Source organism: Nocardiopsis mangrovi (genome assembly GCF_042653925.1).
GTDB classification, from domain to species: domain Bacteria; phylum Actinomycetota; class Actinomycetes; order Streptosporangiales; family Streptosporangiaceae; genus Nocardiopsis_B; species Nocardiopsis_B mangrovi.
The window spans coordinates 265,916-285,289 of record NZ_JBHSFQ010000002.1 but is presented as its reverse complement, the minus strand read 5'-3'; the positions used below and the strand labels follow the sequence as shown (position 1 = coordinate 285,289).

At 72.9% G+C, this 19,374-nt stretch carries 17 protein-coding genes; 10 read left to right on the top strand and 7 right to left on the bottom strand.

The window, feature by feature from the left end; genetic code table 11:
- The first annotated feature begins 363 nt into the window (after positions 1 to 363).
- A complete protein-coding gene (locus ACFO4E_RS03230; protein ID WP_378571613.1) occupies positions 364 to 894 on the top strand; it encodes a SigE family RNA polymerase sigma factor in 531 nt (176 codons plus the stop codon).
- Positions 891 to 1,616, top strand: a complete 726-nt coding sequence (locus ACFO4E_RS03225; protein WP_378571378.1) for a hypothetical protein — start codon at positions 891 to 893, stop codon at positions 1,614 to 1,616. The genes ACFO4E_RS03230 and ACFO4E_RS03225 overlap by 4 nt, the downstream gene beginning before the upstream one ends.
- A 175-nt stretch (positions 1,617 to 1,791) precedes the next feature.
- Here the strand turns inward: ACFO4E_RS03225 and ACFO4E_RS03220 are convergent, their stop codons facing one another.
- The 3 genes from ACFO4E_RS03220 to hrcA form a co-directional block, all read right to left on the bottom strand.
- Positions 1,792 to 2,535: a 16S rRNA (uracil(1498)-N(3))-methyltransferase gene (locus tag ACFO4E_RS03220; protein ID WP_378571376.1), complete on the bottom strand. Its 744-nt coding sequence runs from the start codon at positions 2,533 to 2,535 to the stop codon at positions 1,792 to 1,794.
- A gap of 145 nt (positions 2,536 to 2,680) precedes the next feature.
- Positions 2,681 to 3,835 (bottom strand): molecular chaperone DnaJ, encoded by a 1,155-nt coding sequence (gene dnaJ, locus ACFO4E_RS03215; protein ID WP_378571374.1) that lies wholly within the window; start codon positions 3,833 to 3,835, stop codon positions 2,681 to 2,683.
- Entirely contained in the window at positions 3,836 to 4,849 is a 1,014-nt protein-coding gene (hrcA, locus tag ACFO4E_RS03210) for a heat-inducible transcriptional repressor HrcA (protein WP_378571372.1), read from the bottom strand.
- 172 nt (positions 4,850 to 5,021) lie between these two features.
- On the opposite strand from hrcA, the gene ACFO4E_RS03205 reads away from it, so the two are divergent.
- From ACFO4E_RS03205 to ACFO4E_RS03190, 4 genes are all read left to right on the top strand, one after another.
- Positions 5,022 to 5,657 (top strand): hypothetical protein, encoded by a 636-nt coding sequence (locus ACFO4E_RS03205; RefSeq protein WP_378571370.1) that lies wholly within the window; start codon positions 5,022 to 5,024, stop codon positions 5,655 to 5,657.
- A gap of 96 nt (positions 5,658 to 5,753) precedes the next feature.
- On the top strand, positions 5,754 to 6,608 hold the full coding sequence (locus tag ACFO4E_RS03200; RefSeq protein WP_378571368.1) for a DUF3097 domain-containing protein: 855 nt from the start codon (positions 5,754 to 5,756) through the stop codon (positions 6,606 to 6,608).
- A 94-nt stretch (positions 6,609 to 6,702) separates the two neighbouring features.
- Complete coding sequence (locus ACFO4E_RS03195) at positions 6,703 to 7,731, top strand: DUF4870 domain-containing protein (RefSeq protein WP_378571366.1); 1,029 nt, start codon at positions 6,703 to 6,705, stop codon at positions 7,729 to 7,731.
- A 155-nt stretch (positions 7,732 to 7,886) separates the two neighbouring features.
- Complete coding sequence (locus ACFO4E_RS03190) at positions 7,887 to 8,498, top strand: DUF4870 domain-containing protein (RefSeq protein ID WP_378571364.1); 612 nt, start codon at positions 7,887 to 7,889, stop codon at positions 8,496 to 8,498.
- A 32-nt stretch (positions 8,499 to 8,530) separates the two neighbouring features.
- Here ACFO4E_RS03190 and hemW read toward each other — a convergent pair whose 3' ends face one another.
- The 3 genes from hemW to ACFO4E_RS03175 form a co-directional block, all read right to left on the bottom strand.
- The gene (gene hemW, locus ACFO4E_RS03185; protein ID WP_378571362.1) at positions 8,531 to 9,763 is read right to left on the bottom strand and encodes a radical SAM family heme chaperone HemW; all 1,233 of its coding nucleotides are present in this window, start codon (positions 9,761 to 9,763) and stop codon (positions 8,531 to 8,533) included.
- 82 nt (positions 9,764 to 9,845) lie between these two features.
- A complete protein-coding gene (locus tag ACFO4E_RS03180; RefSeq protein ID WP_378571360.1) occupies positions 9,846 to 10,526 on the bottom strand; it encodes an MOSC domain-containing protein in 681 nt (226 codons plus the stop codon).
- Positions 10,527 to 10,572: 46 nt separating this feature from the next.
- Positions 10,573 to 11,610 carry a LacI family DNA-binding transcriptional regulator gene (locus ACFO4E_RS03175; RefSeq protein WP_378571358.1) on the bottom strand — a complete coding sequence of 346 codons (1,038 nt, stop codon included), beginning with the start codon at positions 11,608 to 11,610 and terminating at the stop codon, positions 10,573 to 10,575.
- Between the two features lie 106 nt (positions 11,611 to 11,716).
- Here ACFO4E_RS03175 and ACFO4E_RS03170 point away from each other — a divergent pair, with 106 nt between their 5' ends.
- The 4 genes from ACFO4E_RS03170 to ACFO4E_RS03155 all read left to right on the top strand — a co-directional run bounded on the left by ACFO4E_RS03170 (position 11,717) and on the right by ACFO4E_RS03155 (position 17,390).
- The gene (locus ACFO4E_RS03170; protein WP_378571356.1) at positions 11,717 to 13,348 is read left to right on the top strand and encodes a glycoside hydrolase family 13 protein; all 1,632 of its coding nucleotides are present in this window, start codon (positions 11,717 to 11,719) and stop codon (positions 13,346 to 13,348) included.
- A 315-nt stretch (positions 13,349 to 13,663) separates the two neighbouring features.
- A complete protein-coding gene (locus ACFO4E_RS03165; protein ID WP_378571354.1) occupies positions 13,664 to 14,899 on the top strand; it encodes a sugar ABC transporter substrate-binding protein in 1,236 nt (411 codons plus the stop codon).
- 2 nt (positions 14,900 to 14,901) lie between these two features.
- Entirely contained in the window at positions 14,902 to 16,521 is a 1,620-nt protein-coding gene (locus tag ACFO4E_RS03160; protein WP_378571352.1) for an ABC transporter permease subunit, read from the top strand.
- On the top strand, positions 16,518 to 17,390 hold the full coding sequence (locus ACFO4E_RS03155; protein WP_378571350.1) for a sugar ABC transporter permease: 873 nt from the start codon (positions 16,518 to 16,520) through the stop codon (positions 17,388 to 17,390). The genes ACFO4E_RS03160 and ACFO4E_RS03155 overlap by 4 nt, the downstream gene beginning before the upstream one ends.
- Before the next feature lie 39 nt (positions 17,391 to 17,429).
- Here the strand turns inward: ACFO4E_RS03155 and lepA are convergent, their stop codons facing one another.
- Entirely contained in the window at positions 17,430 to 19,271 is a 1,842-nt protein-coding gene (gene lepA, locus ACFO4E_RS03150) for a translation elongation factor 4 (protein WP_378571347.1), read from the bottom strand.
- Between the last annotated feature and the right edge of the window lie 103 nt (positions 19,272 to 19,374).

Here is a 19,374-nt window from a genome sequence, read left to right as displayed (position 1 = left end):
ATTCGGCCGTACGGGTATCGCCGCGGGCGCGGATCTTCTACGGTGGCCACGGTGCGGCCATCCGCGGCGGGTGTGGCGCCGCCGTGACAGCGAACCCTCTCCCGAGAGGGGTTCGCTTCACCCGAACGGACCGCCCAGCCCTTGCGGCGCGGGCTATTCTGTTCCTTCGCGTGGCATCATCCAAGCCGTCCCTTTTGCCGGTGGTGTACGGAGCCGCCGGCCGGCGACGCGGATGGGCCGCACGCGGTTTCCCCCGAATGATCAGGTCAGGCGTCGGACCCCAGAGCTGGAGCGAGAAGAACAGGTATGCCCTTTCGTAAACCCGGCGACAAGGGCGCGCGTCCTACGGACGTGACTGAAACAATGGTCGCCGGCGCCGCGGCGGCACCGGCGACGGCCGAGTGGGACGCCGACCAGGCCGTGACGCAGCTGTACAGCGCGCACTACCGGCCGCTGGTCCGGCTCGCCACCCTGCTCGTCCGCGACTACGCCACCGCCGAGGAGGTCGTCCAGGACGCGTTCGTCGCCATGCACGGCGCGTGGCGCCGTCTCCGGGACCCCAACAAGGCGCTGTCCTACCTGCGCCAGTCGGTGGTCAACCGCGCCCGTTCGGTCCTGCGCCACCGGGCCGTGGTCGAGAAACACGCCCCCAAGGCGTTGCCCGACGCCCCGAGCGCCGAACACGGCGCGCTGGGCGAGCTGGAGCGCGCCGCGGTGATCGAGGCCATCCGCAGGCTCCCCACCCGTCAGCGTGAGGCCATCGTGCTCCGGTACTACGGGGATCTCTCCGAGGCCCAGATCGCCGACTCGATGGGGATCAGCCGCGGCGCCGTCAAGAGCCACACGGCGCGTGGCATCGCCGCACTTCGCTCGGTTCTGGAGCAGACGACATGACCGATCCGTTCGACGCATCCTTCGAGGAGCGGCTGCGCTCGGCCCTGAGAGCCGAGGCCGACTCCGTGGACCCGTCGCCCGAGGCGCTGGGCAAGATCCGCGCCCGCACCGCCCGCAACCCGGTCTCCGCCTGGTTCGGGCTGCCGTGGCTGCGCCCGGCCCTGGCCGCCGGCGCGGCGGCGGTGATCGCCGGGTCCGTCCTCCTGGGCACCCCGCAGGTGCGCGAGCAGCTGCTGCCGTCGTCCCTGAACAGCCCCGCGGGCGATGGGGGCGGCGCGGGTGGCGACGGCGCCGACGGCCATGCCGAGGATGGCATGAGCGGCCCCGGCGCCGCGGGCGCCGACGGCCGCGACCCCTCGGCCTCTCCGCAGTCCGACGGCGGGACGGCCGACCCCGAGTCCGAGTCCGCCGAGGGCGGCCCCGGTGTCGCCTCGCTGTGTTCGGCCCCGCCCTCTCCCGAGCCCAGCACCACCGCCCCCAGCGCGGCCGAGTCCGACGAGCCCTCGCCCGATCCCGGGGAATCCGCCGACGACGACTGCGTCCCCAGTCCCGGCCCCTCCGAGCCCGGTGACACCGGCGCGGGCGACCCCGCCGACCCCGCCGCGCCGGAGGAGCCCGGCGACGACGGGGGCGGCGAGGACGGCGACGACGTCGACGGCACGCCGAGCCCGCCCCAGACCCTGCCCGGCGACACCCCCGACGGGGCCTCCCAGGTCCAGTAGAGGGGATCCCGCCCCGCCTCCGGAGCGCACAGGGCCCGGGGGGCACCGCTTTCGGTCCTCCCCGGTGCCCGCGCGGCCCGCGGGGGAGTCTCCGGCGACGGCAGCGCTCCGGAGCGCCCGGTGCCGGGCGTCCACCCTTGCGCGGATCTCCGCAGCCGGTCCGCGCCCGCCGGGGCTACCAGCGTCCGCAGCGCGCCTGGAGGACGGAGAGCGCGGCGACCCCGGCGGTCGAGGTGCGCAGCACAGTGGGTCCCAGGAGCGCCCGGACGGCGCCCGCGCCGTCGAGCGCGGCCAGCTCGGCGTCGGACAGCCCGCCTTCGGGGCCGACCACCACGACGATGCCGGGGCCGTCCGCGGTATCGGGAAGCGGGAGCGACGACAGCCGGTCGTCCCGGGCGCCCTCGTGCAGGACGATCCCCAGGTCGGCGGCTGCCACGAGCGCGACCACGTCGCGCGTGGCGGCGAGGTCGGCGACCTCGGGGAGCCGGCTGCGCCGGGCCTGCTTGGCGGACTCGCGCGCGGTCGCGCGCCACTTGGCGACGGACTTCGCCGCCCGCTCGGACTTCCAGCGCGTCACGCACCGCTCGGCCGCCCAGGGCACGATGGCGTCCACACCCGCCTCCGTCATGACCTCGACGGAGAGTTCGCCCCGATCGCCCTTCGGCAGCGCCTGGACGACCGTGATGCGGGGGGACGGCTCGGGGTCCACCGACCGCTCCTCGACGGCGCAGACCACGCTGTCCTTGCCGACGTCGGCCACCACGCAGCGGGCGCGGGTCCCGGCGCCGTCCACGAGGTCCACGACCTCGCCCGCGGCGATGCGGCGCACCGCGGCGGCGTGCCGGCCCTCGGGGCCCGACAGCACCACGCGGTCGCGGTCGAGCTGCCCTGCTTCGGCGAGGAAGACGGGAGGCGTCACGGGTTCCCTTTCTCGGATGGGCGGCCGGCCCACGGCACCGCGGCACGGACGGCGGCCGCGGGACGGCGAGGGCCCCGCGGCGCGCTGCCGGGGGCCCTGACGTGTCCGTGGTGCCGGCGCGGCCCCGCCGCGCCCTCTGTGGGGCTCAGCGGGCCCCGAAGGCGTCGCGCAGGCGCGAGAAGAGGCCGCCGTGGCCGGGGCTGAACTTGCCCGGCGGGTGGTCCTCGCCGCGGAGCTCGGCGAACTTGCGCAGCAGCGCCTCCTGCTCCTCGTCGAGCTTGGCGGGGGTCTCGACGTCGACCTGGATCATGAGGTCGCCCCGGCCGCCGCCGTCGAGGTGCTTGGAACCGCGGCCCCCGAGCGTGATCACATGCCCGGATCCGGTACCGGGGCGCAGGTCGATCTCCTCGGTGCCGTCGAGGGTCTCGAACGTGAAGGAGGCGCCCAGCGCCGCCGCGGTCATGGGCACCGTGATGGTGCAGTGGAGGTCGTCGCCGCGCCGCTCGAAGATCGGGTGCGGGCGCTGGACGATCTCCAGGAAGATGTCACCGCGCGGGCCGCCGTTGGGGCCGACCTCGCCCTCGCCCGCGAGCTGGATCTGCGTGCCGTCCTCGACACCCGCCGGGATCTGGACCTTGCGGGTGACCTTCTCGCGCACCCGGCCCTCGCCCGCGCAGTCGGCGCAGGGGTCGGTGATGATGCTGCCCTGCCCCGCGCACTGCGGGCACGGGCGCGAGGTCATGACCTGGCCCAGGAAGGAACGCGTGACCTGGGAGATCTCACCGCGTCCCTGGCACATCTCGCAGGTGTGGCGGTGGGTGCCCTTGGCCGTGCCCTCGCCCTGGCAGGTGGTGCACAGGACCGCAGTGGGGAAGGTGACGTCCTTGGTCACGCCGAACGCGGTCTCGGAGAGGTCGAGTTCGATGCGCACCTTGATGCTGCGTCCGCGGCGCACGCGGTCGCGCGGGCTGCGCCCGGCGCCCGGCTGGCCGCCACCGAAGAACGCGTTCATGATGTCGTCGAACGGGAAGCCCGCGGCGCCGCCGCCGAACCCGCCGGGGCCGCCCGCACCGCCGCCGCCCGGAGCGAACGGGTCGTGGCCCATGTCGAACATGCGCCGCTTGTTCTCGTCGGAGAGGACCTCGTAGGCCTGGGTCACTTCCTTGAAGCGCTCCTGGGTCGTGGGGTCCGGGTTGACGTCGGGGTGGAGTTCGCGGGCCAGCCGCCGGTACGCCTTCTTGATCTCGTCCTTCGTCGCCTCGCGACGAACCCCGAGGATCGCGTAATAGTCCCTCGCCACTTACTGTCCCGCCAAAATCGTTCCGACGTACCTGGCCACAGCGCGCACCGCTCCCATCGTTCCCGGGTAATCCATTCGAGTCGGACCGACGACGCCGAGCTTGGCCAGCGACTGGTCGCCGAAGCCATAGCCGGCGGACACGATCGAGGTGGATCTGAGGCCCTCGTGGGAGTTCTCCGCGCCGATCCGTACCGTGAGCATGGACGGGTCGCCCACCTCTCCGAGCAAACGGATGAGGACCACGTTTTCTTCCAGCGCTTCGAGTACGTCACGAAGGCTAGCGGAGAAATCCACCGCCGCGAGATTCGCGGTCCCTCCGAGGACGATCTTCTCCTCGTGCCGCTCCACCAGGCTCTCCAGGAGCACCGACAGCACCGAGACCGCCATCCGGCGATCGCCGGTGGGCACCTGCGCCGGCAGGTCCTCGACGGCGGTGGGGACGTCGGTCAGCCATTTGCCGCCCAGCGCGCGGTTGAGCATCTGCCGCAGGTTCTCGACGGAGTCCTCGGTGACCCCGCCGAGGCCGTCGATGACGCGCTGCTCCACCCGCCCGGTGTTGGTGATCAGCACCATCATCACGCGCTGGTTGCCCAGGGGGACGAGTTCGACGTGCTGCACCGACGAGCGGGTGAGCGAGGGGTACTGCACGATCGCGACCTGCCGGGTGAGCTGCGCGAGCAGGCGCACCGTGCGGGCCACGATCTCGTCGAGGTCGACGGCGCCGCCGAGGAAGGTCTCGATGGCGCGGCGCTCGGCCGAGGACAGGGGCTTGACCGTGGACAGCCGGTCCACGAACAGCCGGTACCCCTTGTCGGTGGGCACCCGCCCCGCGCTGGTGTGGGGCTGGGTGATGTAGCCCTCCTCCTCCAGCGCCACCATGTCGTTGCGGATCGTCGCCGGCGACACCCCGAGGGTGTGGCGGTCGGCGAGGGCCCTGGACCCCACGGGCTCGTTCGTGGACACGTAGTCCTCGACGATGGCACGCAGGACCGCGAGTTTGCGGCCGTCGAGCACGCGTTCACCTCCCTGGCACTCCGTGGTCGTAAGTGCTAATTCTATGCCGTCGCGCAAGGGCGGGCCGGAACGCGGGACCGCGGTTCGGGCCGGCACCGCCCCGGCCGCCGTCCCGGCGCGCCGCGCGCAGCGTTCCGGGGCGTCTCCGTGACGCGGTGCGACAATGATCGCCATGGCCGTCGATCCCGCACCTCCGCGCGTCGACCCGGCGCGGCTGCGCCCGGTGCGGGCCTGGTACGGGATCGGCGCGGCGATCGCGGTCTGCGGGCTGATCGCCGGGGCCATGGGGTTCGTGATCGGGCTGCTGAACTCGGAGTCCCTGCCGCACTTCCGCGCTCAGTTCGGCGACGACGAGACCGCGATCGTCGACTTCGACCACGCGAATCAGGGCACCCACGCGTGGCTCATCTACACCGACCGCTACACGACCGACGACGAGATCGCCGCGTTCTGCACGATCGACGGGCCCAGGGGGCCGGTCACGGTGAGCCCGGCCCATGACCAGCACTCCGACGGCTGGTTCCTGGCCGGCCGGATCGACGCGGCCGAGGCCGGCGACCACACCCTCCGCTGCCACAGCGGCGAGGGCCTCCGCTACGCGGTCGGCTTCGGAAACGACGCGCACGGCGTGTCCACGGGGGTGCTGTGGACCGTCGCCGCCGCTTTCGCCCCGGCGGTCGCGGGGGTCCTCATCGGCGCCGCGGTGCTCATTCTCACCGCTGTCCTCCGCGCCCGCGACGGGCGGCGCGTCCTCGCCGGCGGGCAGCCGCGCGACGGCGCGCGGCGGCGGGGAGGAAGGGTGCCCTGACGGCGGCCCCGCTGCGGCCGCCCCGCCACTGGACGGGCAGGGGGCACGGTGTCCGGTGCCCCGCCGGAGGGCCCGGCGCCGCTAAGATCGCGGGCCGTGGGCACTGACTCTGGCAAGCGGCGCGGCAGGCGGTACGGGGACGACGTCCTGGCGGGCGACTGGCGGCGGCCCCGGAAAGGGGCGGTCCCCGAGGTTCCCGTGGAGCACGGACTGGTGGTGGAATCCGCCGACGAGGGGTTCTGCGGCGCGGTCGTGGCCTGGGACAAGGCGACGGTGACCCTGGAGGACCGCGCGGGCCGGCGCCGGGTGTTCGACCTCGCGCCGGCGGCGTTCCTGGTCGACGGCCGGCCGGTGACCGTGGTGCGTCCGGCCGCGGCGGCGCCCTCGGGACCTCTGCGCAGCGCGTCGGGGTCGGTCGCGGTCCGGGGCGCGCGGGCGCGCGTGGCCAGAGAAGGCCGCATCTACGTCGAGGGAGCCCACGACGCGGAGCTGGTCGAGAAGATCTGGGGGCACGACCTCCGGGTCGAGGGCGTGGCGGTGGAGTTCCTCGAGGGCGTGGACCACCTGCCCGAGATCGTCGCCGCGTTCGCCCCCGGGCCGGAGCGGCGGCTGGGGGTGCTGGTGGACCACCTGGTGCCGGGGTCAAAGGAGTCGCGGATCGCCGAGCAGGTGTCGTCCCCCTATGTGCTGGTCGCCGGCCACCCGTTCATCGACATCTGGCAGGCGGTCAAGCCCGCCGTCCTCGGTTTCGCGGCCTGGCCCGCGGTGCCGCGCGGCACCCCCTGGAAGGAGGGGGTGCTGGCCGCCCTCGGCCGGCGCGAGGAGCCCGGTGAGGCATGGCGGGGCATCCTCGGCCGGGTCCGGACATTCGCCGATCTGGAACCGGAACTGCTGGGCCGCGTCGAAGAACTGATCGACTTCGTCACCGCGCCCTACGTGGTGCGAGACTAGGACGCGTCCGCGCCGACCCCGCGGTGACGGCGTGCGGCGGCAGGACGCGCCGGACGGCATAATCTGCTCCACGCAATCGGCACAGCCAAGGGACATGATGAGCGAGACCCCGCCCCACCGACCACAGCCCCAGGACGAGCCCGCGGGAGGGCAGCCCGTGCCCGGCCACACCGCCCCCAGCGGCGGCCAGCCCGGACAGGGGCAGCAGGCCGGCACCGGGGCACAGCCGGGGTACGCCCAGCCGCCCCACCCGCCCCAGGCGCCGCAGCAGCCCTATGCGCAGCCGGGCCAGGGCTACGACCAGCAGGGATATCCCCAGCCGGGCTACGATCCGGCCCAGTACGGCCGGCCGGCCTACGGGCAGGCCCAGCAGCCGCCGAACCCCCCGCAGCCGGGATACGGCGTGCCGCAGGCGCCACCGCAGCAGCCCGGATACCGCGCCCAGCCCCAGCAGCCCGCGGCCCCCGCCTACGGCCAGCCGACCGGCGGGCAGCCCGGGTACGCGCAGCCCTCCGGTGAGCAGCCCGGGTACGGCCGGCAGCCCTACCCGCCGCAGCCGGGCCCCGCCGGGCCGCAGGCCCCGCAGTCCTACGCGCCCCAGGGATACGCGCCCCAGGGGCAGGAGCAGCAGGCCGCCGCGGCGGCCCAGCAGCAGCCGGGCTACCCCCAGCCCCAGCAGCCCGGATACCCCGCCCAGCCCCAGCAGCCCGCGGCCCCCGCCTACGGCCGGCCGGCCGGCGGGCAGCCGTTCCCCCAGCAGGGGCAGACCGCGGCCGACGACCCCACCTGGGCGATGATCGCGCACCTCTCCGGGGTCATCCTCGCGTGCTTCGGCTGGCTGCCCGCGCTGGTGGTGTACTCGGTGAAGAAGAACCACTCGCCGTTCGTCCGCCACCACGCGGGCGAGGCGCTGAACTTCCAGCTCACCCTGTTGATCCCCTACCTGCTCACCTCGGCCGCCTATATCGCGCTCGGCGTCTTCGCCCCGACGACATCGTGGATCGGCTCCGTGTTCATCGCGGTGATCTGGGTGCTGTCGATCGTGTTCGGGGTGCTCGCCGCTCTCGGCGCGAACAAGGGCGCCTGGTACCGCTACCCGGTGTCGGTCCGCTTGGTGAAGTGACCGCGGCCGCCGCCGCGCGGAACCCGCGCGGCGGCCGGGCCGTCCCATCGGGGCGGGCCGGTGCCCCCGAACGCCCCCGAACGCCCCCGAACAGCCAGCTACCGCACGGCCCGCGGCCCGACCACCGGGCCCGGGCGGCAGAGACCGAGGAGACCATGAGCTACCCACACCCGCCGAACCCCTCCTACGGCGAGGGCCAGGGCGGATACCAGCAGCAGTACCCGGGCGGCTACGGCCCGCCGCCCGGAGGCGACCACGGCTACGGCACGGGTCCGCAGCCGGGCCAGTACGGCCAGCAGGGCCAGCAGGGCTACCCGGGGTACCAGGAGCAGCAGCAGGGCTACCCGGGCCAGGCTCCGCAGCCCGGCGCGCAGCAGCCCTACGCCGCCGCGCCCTATGGCCAGTACGGGCAGTACCAGCAGCCCCACCAGCAGCAGGGCGGCCAGGTGACGGCGGACGACCGCCAGATGGGCCTGCTCATCCACCTCGGCGGGGCGATCCTGGGCTTCCTCGTGCCGCTGGTCTTCTACTTCATCAAGAAGGACGAGTCGCCGTTCCTCCGCCACCAGGCGGCGCACGCGCTCAACTTCCAGATCATGCTGGCGATCGCCTACTTCGTCTCGGGCATCCTGATGATCGTCATCATCGGCTACCTGACGTTCCTCGCCGCCTGGATCCTCGGCCTGGTGTTCGGCATCATGGGCGGCCTGGCGGCGAACCGGGGCGAGTGGTACACGTACCCGTTCAACCTTCCGATCGTGAAGTAGCGGCCGCCGACCGCGGCAGGGCCGGGCGGCGCTCAGGTGAGATCGCGCACCACGGCGTCGGCCAGCAGGCGGCCCCGCCGGGTGAGCACCGCACGGCCACGGGCGTGGGCCGAGGGGTCGAGCAGGCCGTCGGCCACAGCTCGCTCGGCCGCGGCGCGTCCGGGGCCGTCGAGCAGGTCCAGCGGGCATCCCTCGGCGATGCGCAGTTCCAGCAGGATCCGCTCGAACCGCCGGTCGGCGTCGCCGAGGACCTCGCGCGCGTGACCGGGCGAGACGCCGTCGGCGATGCGCGCGGCGTAGGCCGCTGGGTGCTTCACGTTCCACCAGCGGACCCCGCCGACATGGCTGTGGGCCCCCGGGCCCACCCCCCACCAGTCGCCGCCGGTCCAGTAGAGCAGGTTGTGGCGGCTCCGGGCCCCGGCGCCGCGCGCCCAGTTGGAGACCTCGTAGGCGGTGTAGCCGGCGGCGCCCAGCGCGTCGTCGGCCATGAGGTAGCGGTCGGCCATGGTGTCGTCGTCGGGTGCCGCGAGCTCTCCGCGGCGCACGCGGGCGGCCAGCCGGGTGCCGTCCTCCACGATCAGCGAGTACGCCGAGACGTGGTCGGGGTCCGCGCCGACCGCGGCGTCGAGCGACTCCTTCCAGTCGGCGTCGGTCTCGCCGGGCGTGCCGTAGATGAGGTCGAGGTTGACGTGGTCGAACCCGGCCTCGCGCGCCCAGGCGACGCAGAGCTCCGGCCGTCCGGGGGTGTGGGTGCGGTCGAGGATGCGCAGCACCCCGGGGCGGGCGCTCTGCATCCCGAAGGAGACCCGGGTGAACCCGGCGTCGCGCAGCCGCAGCAGGTAGTCGCGGTCGACGGTCTCGGGGTTGGCCTCGGTGGTGACCTCGGCGTCCGCCTCCAGGCCGAATTCGGCGTCGATCGCGGCGAGGACCCGGCCGAGGTCCTCGGGGGGCAGGAGGGTGGGCGTGCCGCCGCCGAAGAACACCGTGCGCACGCGGGCCGCGCCGGCCCCCATGGCCCGGCGCGCGAAGCGGACCTCGGCGGCGGCCTGGTCGGCGTAGGTGGCGGGTGAGGCGACCGCGCCGCCGTCGCGGGAACGCAGTTCGGCGGCGGTGTAGGTGTTGAAGTCGCAGTAGCCGCAGCGTGTGACGCAGAACGGCACGTGGACGTAGAACCCGAACGGCCGGCTCCCGGCGCCCGCGAGGGATCCGGCGGGCAGCGAGCCGTCCGCGGGGACGGGGTCGCCGTCGAGTACGACTGAGGGCATGCGTCGAGACTATCCGCCCCCGTACCCGCCGGGTGCCGGGCGCGGAGCCCGCCCACCTGCGGCCGCGCCGCGGCAGGAGGGCTCAGGAGCGCAGGAGGCCGGCCTCCCGGTCGCGCTCCAGGCCGCGTTCCACCTTGGCCGCGAGCTCGGCCCATTTGTCGGAGCGGCCGGGGAGGGCGAGCACGCGGCGCAGCAGGTCGATGTCGCGGTCCAGCCCGGCACGGAATCCGGCCATGACGGTGATGCCGTGGCCGGGGCGGTGCACGATCTCGACGGGGTCGCCGGCGCGGACGTCGCCCTCCTCGCGCACCCGCAGGTAGACACCGGTGCGGGCCTCCTGGGTGAAGCGCTTGATCCAGCCCTGCTCGGCCAGCCACGTCTGGAACACGGCGCAGGGCGTGCGGGGCAGGACGACCTCGAACAGGGCCGTTCCGATCCGCCACGTCTCGCCGATCAGGGCGCCGTTGACGTCGAGCCCCGTGGTGGTCAGGTTCTCGCCGAAGGCGCCGTCGCGCAGGGGGCGGCCCAGCCGCTGCGACCAGTCGTCGAGGTCCTCGCGCGCGAAGACGTAGACGGCCTGGTCCGGGCCGCCGTGGTCGGCGCGGTTGGCCTGCTCGTCGCCGTCCAGTCCGAGCGCGGCCGCGCGCACAGGGCCCTCGACGGGCCTCTTGTCGATGGCCGTGCGCCCCGGCCCGGGCGCCCAGGGCGCGTCGCCGGCGCGGCCGGTGCAGACCGATTGGACGATGGTGCTGGTCTCCCCCATGGGAGAACCGTAGAACACCCGGCCCGGGGCCGGAAGCGCGACGCTCTCACACCGCGTGCACCGGGTCGGGCCCGGTGCTCTGCACAGGGACCGCCCCGGTGGACCCGCGCACCACCAGCTCCGGGTCGAACAGGTACTCCGCGTGGGAGACGCTGTGCCCGGCGATCTCGTCGCACAGGGTGCGCGCCGCGGCCAGGGCCATGGACTGGATGGGCTGGCGGACCGTGGTGAGCGGGGGGTCGGTGAAGGCGATCAGGTGGGAGTCGTCGTAGCCGACCACGGAGAAGTCCCGCGGCACCGACAGCCCGCGCTGGCGCGCGGCGCGGATGGCGCCGAGGGCCATGAGGTCGGAACCGCAGGCCATGGCGGTGACGCCGCGGTCGAGCAGCCGCGTGGCCGCCGCGTGGCCGCCTTCGACGCCGAACAGGGACAGCTCCACCATGCCGTCGCTGGCGAGCCCGTGGCGCGCCATCGCGCCGTGGAAGCCTTCGAGCTTGCGCCGGACCGGCACGAAGCGGTCGGGCCCGCTGGCGAAGCCGATGCGGGTGTGGCCCAGCGCGGCGAGGTGGTCGACGGCGAGCCTCCCGGCCTCGCGGTCGTCGGCGGAGACGAACGGCGCGGACACCCGGTCGGCGAAGCCGTTGACCAGGACGATGGGCAGCCGCCGCGCGACCAGCCGGCGGTAGCGGTCGTGGTCGGCGGTGGTGTCGGCGTGCAGGCCGGAGACGAAGATGATGCCGGAGACATTGCGATCCAGCAGGAGCTCGACGTATTCGTCCTCGGCGATGCCGCCCGGTGTCTGGGTGCACAGCACCGGGGTATAGCCGTGCTGTGCCAGTGCTCCTTCAGCGGCTTGGGCGAACATCGGGAACACGGGGTTGTCGAGCTCGGGGACGACCATGCCCACCAGCCCGGCCGAGCGCTGGCGCAGGCGGGCCGGGCGCTCGTAGCCCAGGACGTCGAGTGCGGTGAGCACGGCGGTGCGCGTGGCCGCGCCGACACCGGGCTTGGAGTTGAGGACGCGGGAGACGGTCGCCTCGCTGACACCGGCGTGCCGCGCGATGTCGGCCAATCGTGGACCCATATGAGCACTCTAGTGGAATTCGCCTGTTATTTCTCTGCAAGAACTAGGTAATCTTTCGCAAGCGGTTTCAGAACACGCACCGCTCTGGCGATATGGAGGGACACCCATGCCGATTCCCCCCGAGTCCGGGACGCAGGCCGGCACGACGCAGCGGGAATGGTGGCGCGACGCCGTCATCTACCAGGTCTACGTGCGCAGCTTCGCGGATTCCGACGGCGACGGCGACGGCGATCTGCCCGGCATTGCCTCCCGGTTGCCCGAACTCGCGGAACTGGGGGTCGACGCGGTCTGGCTGACTCCGTTCTACGTCTCCCCGCTGGCCGACGGCGGCTACGACGTCGCCGACTACCGCGACGTGGACCCGCGCTTCGGCACGCTCGCCGACTTCGACGCGCTCGCCGCCGCGGCCCACGACCTGGGCCTGCGGGTGATCATCGACATCGTCCCCAACCACAGTTCGTCGCAGCACCCGTGGTTCCGCGAGGCGGTGGCGGCCGAACCGGGCAGCCCCGAGCGGGCCCGCTACATCTTCCGCCCCGGCAGGGGGCCCGGCGGCGACCTGCCGCCCAACAACTGGCAGTCGGTGTTCGGCGGGCCGGCGTGGACCCGGCTGACACGGCCCGACGGCACCCCCGACCAGTGGTACCTGCACCTGTTCGACCCCGCCCAGCCCGATCTGGACTGGACCCTCCAGGAGGTCCACGACGAGTTCGACGACGTGCTGCGCTTCTGGCTGGACCGGGGCGTGGACGGCTTCCGGATCGACGTCGCGCACGGCATGGTCAAGGACCCCGCACTGCCCGACATCGCCGACGGACAGTCGGCCGACCTGCTCGACGGCGTGACCCGGCTGCCCTATTTCGACCAGGACGGGGTGCACGAGATCTACCGCCGTTGGCGCCTGATCGCCGACTCCTACCCGGGGCAGCGGGCGCTGGTGGCGGAGGCGTGGGTGGAGGACGCCGACCGCGTCTCGCGGTACCTGCGCGCCGACGAACTCCACCAGGCGTTCAACTTCGAGTACCTCCAGACCGGCTGGGACGCCGGAGCGCTGCGCCGGGTCATCGACCGGTCGCTGGCCACCAACGAGAAGGTGGGGGCGCCCACGACCTGGGTGCTGTCCAACCACGACGTCGTCCGGCACGTCACGCGCTTCGGCGGCGGCGAGGAGGGGCTGCGGCGCGGGCTGGCGGCCACCCTGCTCATGCTGGCCCTGCCCGGCTCGGCCTACCTGTACCAGGGCGAGGAGCTGGGCCTGCCGGAGGTCACCGACCTGCCCGAGGACGCGCTCCAGGACCCCACGTGGGAGCGCTCGGGCCACACGGAGCGGGGCCGCGACGGCTGCCGGGTGCCGCTGCCGTGGGAGGGGTCCGAGGCGCCGTTCGGGTTCGGCCCCGCGGGAACGGCGCCGTGGCTGCCCATGCCGCCGGCATGGTCCGGGCTGACCCGCGAGCGGCAGAAGGCCGACCCGGGGTCCCCGCTGGCGCTCTACACCCGGGCCCTGCGGGCGCGCCACGAGCTCGCGGCGCTGGGCGAGGGGGCGATCTCCTGGATCGACGCGGGCGACGGCGTGCTGGCGTTCCGCCGGGGGCGGTCCTTCGTGTGCGCGGTGAACCTGTCCGGCGCACCGGTGGAGCTGCCGCTGAGCGGCGAGGTGGTGGTCGCCAGCGGACCCGTCACCGCGGGGGGCGGCCGGATCGCGCTGCCCGACGACACGGCGGTCTGGCTGCGCACCTGACCTGCCCTCCCCCGTCCTGAGGGCGCCGCGCGAAGCGCCCGGTCCGGCCCGGCCACCCGTGGGGTGCCGGGCCGTTCGCATGCCCGCTGCGCGGCGGCGGGGCGCCCCCTCCGCTCCGCCCGGCCGGCCGGGGCCGGCCGCACCGCCGCGGAGGGCCCGTTGCGCCGCGTTTCACCCGCAGCGCTGAAAATCCCCTGAATCTCCTGCAAAATCTTTCAAATCTTTCAGTCTGTTGCTAACGTCACATCACCGCACATTCGCGACGGGCCGTGACGTGCGGGGGGTCCCACGGCCCCGTGCCCGAAGGGGAGAGCCATGAGAATCCATCGCGCCGGTGTCGTCGCCGGCACCGCCGCCCTCACCCTCGCCGCAAGCGCCTGCGGCGGAGGCGGCGCGTCCGAACCAGAGGCAGGGGGAACCCTGGTGATCTGGTCCGACACCGAACGAGGCGAGGCACTGACCCCCTTCGCCGAGGAGTTCGGCGAATCCAACGGCATCCGGGTCGACGTGCAGACCTTCCCGGTCGACACCCTCCAGGCGGACTTCGTGACCGCCCACGAGGCGGGGTCGGGCCCCGACATCGTCGTGGGCGCCCACGACTGGATCGGCAACCTCGTCCAGAACAACGCCATCGACCCCGTCGAACTCCCCCAGGACACCGCGGACGGCTTCAGCGCGACCTCGCTCCAGGCCGCCACCTACGAGGGCCGGCTCTACGGCGTCCCCTACGCGCAGGAGAACCTCATCCTGCTGCGCAACACCGAACTCGCCCCCGACGCCCCCGGCACCGTCGAGGAGCTCGTCGAGACCGGCAGCGCCCTGGTGGAGGACGGCGACGCCGAGGAGGTCCTGGGCCTCCAGGTCAGCCAGACCGGCGACCCCTACCACCTCCAGCCGTTCTTCACCTCGGCCGGCGGCTACCTCTTCGGCGCCGATGACGAGGGCGGCTACGACCCCTCGGACCTGGGCATCGGCACGCCCGAGTCCATCGAGGCGTTCGAGCGGATCGCGGAGCTGGGCGAGGACGGAGCCGGCGTGCTGAAGCGCTCCATCGACTCCGACAACGTCGCCGGCCTCTTCGAAGAGGGCCGGACCCCCTACTTCGTCACCGGCCCCTGGTCGCTCGCCGGTGTCGAGGCCGCCGGGGTGGACTACGGCATCTCCGCCGTGCCCGGGTTCGAGGGCGCGGAGGCGCCCCGCCCGTTCATCGGCGTCCAGGCGTTCTTCGTCGCCTCCGGCGGCGCCAACAAGGTGCTGGCGCAGGAGTTCGTGACCAACTACGTGGCCGACCCCGAACTCGCCGTCGCCCTCTATGACGCCGACCCCCGGCCCCCGGCGCTGACCGCCGCCTACGAGCAGGTGAGCGCGGACAACCCCGACATCGCCGCGATCGTCGAGGCCGGGGAGGGCGGCGAGCCCATGCCCGCCATGCCGGAGATGGCCGCGGTCTTCGACCCCTTCGGCAAGGCGCAGGCGGCGATCATCGGCGGCGAGGACCCCGAGGACGTCCTCACCGCCGCCGCCGAGAACATCCAGGACGAGATCGGCTGATCGTGTCCCCCACGCACCCCGGCTCCGCGGGCGCCCCCAGGGGCGCCCGCTCCCGGCCGCCCCTTCCCGGCGGCTCGCTCGCCCCCCGCGGCTCGCTTGCCGGGCAGGTCGCCAAGACCGGCCTGCTCGGCCTCGCCGCGGCCCTCGGCGTATGGGCCGCCCTCCCCCTCTACGTCCAAGGCGAGTGGGCCGGCCTGGCGGTGGTCGCCGCGGTCACCGCTCTCATCTTCGGCGTCTACCTGTCCAAGCGGGCGATCCCCGCGAAGTACCTGCTCCCCGGCACCCTGTTCCTCATCGCCTTCCAGATCCTGCCCGTGCTGTTCACCCTGAGCACCTCGGTGACCAATTACGGCGACGGCCACCGCGGCGAGAAGGAGCAGGCGATCGCCGCCATCGAGGCGGCCTCGGTCACCCGCGCGGAGGACGGCACCGAGTACACGCTGACCGTCGCCGCCCGGGGCGGCGCCGACAGCGGCGAACTCGCCTTCCTGCTCACCGACCGGCAGGGCCGGGCCTACGCGGGCACCGCCGAAGGGCTGGAGCCGCTCAACGGGGTCACCCCCGATGGCGCCGGCAAGATCACCACGGCGCCCGGCTATACGATCCTGACCCCCGCCCAGGTGGGCGTGCGCGGTACGGAGGTCGAGGAGCTGGCCGTGCCGAGCGGCAGCGGATCGGGCATCCGGGCCGGCGGGCTGTCCACCGCCTACGAGGGCCGGGCAACGCGCGTCTACGACGCCTCCTGCGACTGCATCGCCGACACCGCCACCGGCGAGGTGTTCACGGCCGACGACGAGCGGGGATCCTTCGTCGCCGAGGACGGCACCCGGCTGTCCCAGGGCTGGCGCGTCGACGTGGGGGCGGGCAACTTCCTGCGCTTCCTGACCGACCCGTCGGTCAGCGGGACGTTCTTCTCGATCCTGGGCTGGAACATCGGCTTCGCCGGCGGCACGACCGCCCTCGTCTTCGCGATCGGCCTGGGGGTGGCGCTCACCCTGCACACCCGGCACGCGATGCGCGGCCGCTCCCTGTACCGGGTGCTGGTGGTGCTGCCCTACGCGATGCCGTCGCTGGCGATGCTGCTGCTGTGGCGCGACATGTTCAACGCCGACTTCGGCCTGGTCAACCGCCTCTTCGGGGTGGACGTCGACTGGTTCGGCGACGCGTGGACGGCGCGCGCGGTGGTGCTGCTCGTCAACGTGTGGCTGGGGTTCCCCTACATGTTCCTCGTGGCCACCGGGGCGCTCCAGGCCATCCCCCGCGAGCTGCTGCACGCCGCGAGCATCGACGGCGCCGGCGCCTGGCAGGCGTTGCGCACCGTCACCCTGCCGCTGCTGATGGTGGCGATGGCGCCCATCCTGATCTCGACGTTCGCCTTCAACTTCAACAACTTCAACGCGGTCTGGCTCACGACCCAAGGGGGCCCGTTCCCGCCGGACGATCCCACCGCGGGCGCCACCGACCTGCTGATCACCTACACCTACCGGCTGGCGTTCGGCGAGGCCGGGGCGCAGTACGGGTTCGCGGCGGCGGTCTCGGTGTTCATCTTCCTGATCGTCACGCTGATCTCCGTGGTCGGCCTGCGCAGGAGCCGGGCCCTGGAAGAGGTGGACGCCCGATGACCCCGACGACCCCGGCCCGCCGCGCGCTCGCACGGGTCCGCAGGGACGGCTGGCGGCACGCCGTCATGTGGCTCGTGCTCGCCTTCGCGCTGTTCCCCATCCTCTTCGTCGTCTCGGCGGCGCTCAACCCGCTGGGAACGCTCAGCAGCTCCCGGCTGCTGCCCGCCTCGGTGGGACCCGACAACCTGGTCCGGCTGTTCACCGACACCCCGTTCGCCGCGTGGTACGCGAACTCGCTGCTGATCTCCCTGGCCAACGCGGCGGCGACCGTCTTCCTCTCGGCCCTGGCCGCCTACGTGTTCAGCCGCTTCCGGTTCGCCGGCCGCCGCGTGGGGCTCTACGGGCTGCTGCTGATCCAGATGTTCCCGCAGTTCCTGGCGGTCGTGGCGATCTACCTGATGTTCAGCCGGGTCACCGAGCTGTGGCCGCGGATCGGGTTCGACACCCCGTGGGGCCTCATGCTCGTCTACCTGGGCGGCGCGCTGAGCATCAACACGTGGCTGATGAAGGGGTTCTTCGACACCGTGCCCCCCGAGCTCGACGAGGCCGCCCGGGTCGACGGCGCCACCCACGCCCAGGTGTTCTTCCGGATCATGCTGCCGCTGGTGACACCGGTGCTGGCGATCGTGGGGCTGCTGGTGTTCATCTCCACGATCAACGAGTTCCTGCTGGCCAGCGTGTTCCTGCGGGATCCGGAGGCCAAGACGGTCGCGCTGGGCCTCTACCAACTGGTGGCCGACCAGCGCAACACCAACTTCGGGATGTTCGCCGCGGGGACGCTGCTGCTGTCGGTCCCGGTGCTGTCGGTGTTCTGGTTCCTCCAGAGGTACATCGTGGAGGGCCTGACCAGCGGATCGGTCAAGGGCTGACGCCCGGGAGCGGGCCGGGGACACCCGGCCCGCCCGGCGCTACTTCTTCTTGGCGTCCTTCTCGCCGCCGTCCTCGGTGGACAGCGCGGCGATGAACGCCTCCTGGGGGACCTCGACCCGGCCCACCATCTTCATCCGCTTCTTGCCCTCCTTCTGCTTCTCCAGCAGCTTGCGCTTGCGGCTGATGTCGCCGCCGTAGCACTTGGAGAGCACGTCCTTGCGGATGGCGCGGATGTTCTCGCGGGCGATGACACGCGATCCGATGGCGGCCTGGATCGGGACCTCGAACTGCTGCCGCGGGATGAGTTCGCGCAGCTTCTTGGTCATCTCGACGCCGTAGGCGTACGCCTTGTCCTTGTGCACGATCGCCGAGAAGGCGTCGACGGTCTCGCCCTGGAGCAGGATGTCGACCTTCACCAGGTCGGACACCTGGTCGCCGGTGGGCTCGTAGTCGAGCGAGGCGTAGCCCTTGGTCCGCGACTTCAGCTGGTCGAAGAAGTCGAACACGATCTCGGCGAGCGGGAGCGTGTAGCGCATCTCGACCCGGTCCTCGGACAGGTAGTCCATGCCGAGCAGCGATCCGCGCCGCGCCTGGCACAGCTCCATGATCGGCCCGACGAAATCGGCCGGCGCCAGGAGCGTGGCCTTGACGACCGGCTCGTGGACCTGGTCGATCTTGCCCTCGGGGAACTCGCTGGGGTTGGTCACCACGTGCTCGCCGCCGTCCTCCATGACCACCCGGTAGACCACGTTGGGCGCGGTGGAGATCAGGTCGAGGTTGAACTCGCGCTCCAGGCGGGCGCGGGTGATCTCCAGGTGCAGCAGGCCCAGGAACCCGCAGCGGAACCCGAAGCCCAGCGCCGCCGAGGTCTCGGGTTCGAACACCAGCGCGGCGTCGTTGAGCTGGAGCTTCTCCAGGGCGTCGCGCAGCACGGGGTAGTCGGTGCCCTCGATCGGGTACAGCCCCGAGAACACCATGGGCTTGGGGTCCTGGTAGCCCGACAGCATCTCGGTGGCGCTCCGGGCGGCCGAGGTGATGGTGTCGCCGACCCGGGACTGGCGGACGTCCTTCACCCCGGTGATCAGGTAGCCGACCTCGCCGACGCCCAGCCCGGCCACCTTGGTGGGCTCCGGGGAGATGACGCCGACCTCCAGCATCTCGTGCGTGGCGCCGCTGGACATCATGGAGATGCGCTCGCGGGTGGACAGCGCGCCGTCGACCACCCGCACGTAGGTGACCACACCGCGGTAGGTGTCGTAGACCGAGTCGAAGATCATGGCGCGCGCGGGGGCGTCGGCGTCGCCCACCGGAGCGGGCACCTGCTGGACGACCTCGTTCAGCAACTCCTCGACGCCCTGGCCGGTCTTGGCGCTGACCTTGAGGACGTCAGAGGGCTCGCAGCCGATGATGCCGGCGAGCTCGGCCGCGTACTTCTCGGGCTGGGCCGCGGGCAGGTCGATCTTGTTCAGCACCGGGATGATCGTGAGGTCGTTCTCCAGCGCCATGTACAGGTTGGCGAGGGTCTGCGCCTCGATGCCCTGGGCGGCGTCGACCAGCAGGATCGCGCCCTCACAGGCGGCCAGGGAGCGCGACACCTCGTAGCTGAAGTCGACGTGGCCGGGGGTGTCGATGAGGTTGAGGACGTAGACGGTGTCGTCGAGCGCGGTGAAGGGCAGCCGCACCGCCTGCGACTTGATGGTGATGCCGCGCTCGCGCTCGATGTCCATGCGGTCGAGGTACTGCGCGCGCATCTGGCGGTCATCGACGACGCCGGTCAACTGGAGCATGCGGTCGGCCAGAGTCGACTTGCCATGGTCGATGTGCGCGATGATGCAGAAGTTCCGGATCAGCGCGGGATCGGTCCGGTTCGGCTGTGGCACCGTGCTCCGTTCACGTTGGTCTCGGGGGCGGGGACCGCGGGACGCGGTCAGCCGCGGAGGGGTGTACCCCATGATCCCATGGTCGCCGCGACGCCACCGCCAC

Excerpts from the sequence above, each read along its gene's own strand:
- ACFO4E_RS03165 (WP_378571354.1), top strand. The coding sequence starts at position 13,664 with ATGAGAATCCATCGCGCCGGTGTCGTCGCCGGCACCGCCGCCCTCACC.
- hemW (WP_378571362.1), bottom strand. The coding sequence starts at position 9,763 with ATGCCCTCAGTCGTACTCGACGGCGACCCCGTCCCCGCGGACGGCTCG.
- ACFO4E_RS03170 (WP_378571356.1), top strand. The coding sequence starts at position 11,717 with ATGCCGATTCCCCCCGAGTCCGGGACGCAGGCCGGCACGACGCAGCGG.
- ACFO4E_RS03195 (WP_378571366.1), top strand. The coding sequence starts at position 6,703 with ATGATGAGCGAGACCCCGCCCCACCGACCACAGCCCCAGGACGAGCCC.
- ACFO4E_RS03230 (WP_378571613.1), top strand. The coding sequence starts at position 364 with ATGGTCGCCGGCGCCGCGGCGGCACCGGCGACGGCCGAGTGGGACGCC.
- ACFO4E_RS03205 (WP_378571370.1), top strand. The coding sequence starts at position 5,022 with ATGGCCGTCGATCCCGCACCTCCGCGCGTCGACCCGGCGCGGCTGCGC.
- ACFO4E_RS03155 (WP_378571350.1), top strand. The coding sequence starts at position 16,518 with ATGACCCCGACGACCCCGGCCCGCCGCGCGCTCGCACGGGTCCGCAGG.
- ACFO4E_RS03180 (WP_378571360.1), bottom strand. The coding sequence starts at position 10,526 with ATGGGGGAGACCAGCACCATCGTCCAATCGGTCTGCACCGGCCGCGCC.
- ACFO4E_RS03190 (WP_378571364.1), top strand. The coding sequence starts at position 7,887 with ATGAGCTACCCACACCCGCCGAACCCCTCCTACGGCGAGGGCCAGGGC.
- ACFO4E_RS03225 (WP_378571378.1), top strand. The coding sequence starts at position 891 with ATGACCGATCCGTTCGACGCATCCTTCGAGGAGCGGCTGCGCTCGGCC.
- ACFO4E_RS03175 (WP_378571358.1), bottom strand. The coding sequence starts at position 11,610 with ATGGGTCCACGATTGGCCGACATCGCGCGGCACGCCGGTGTCAGCGAG.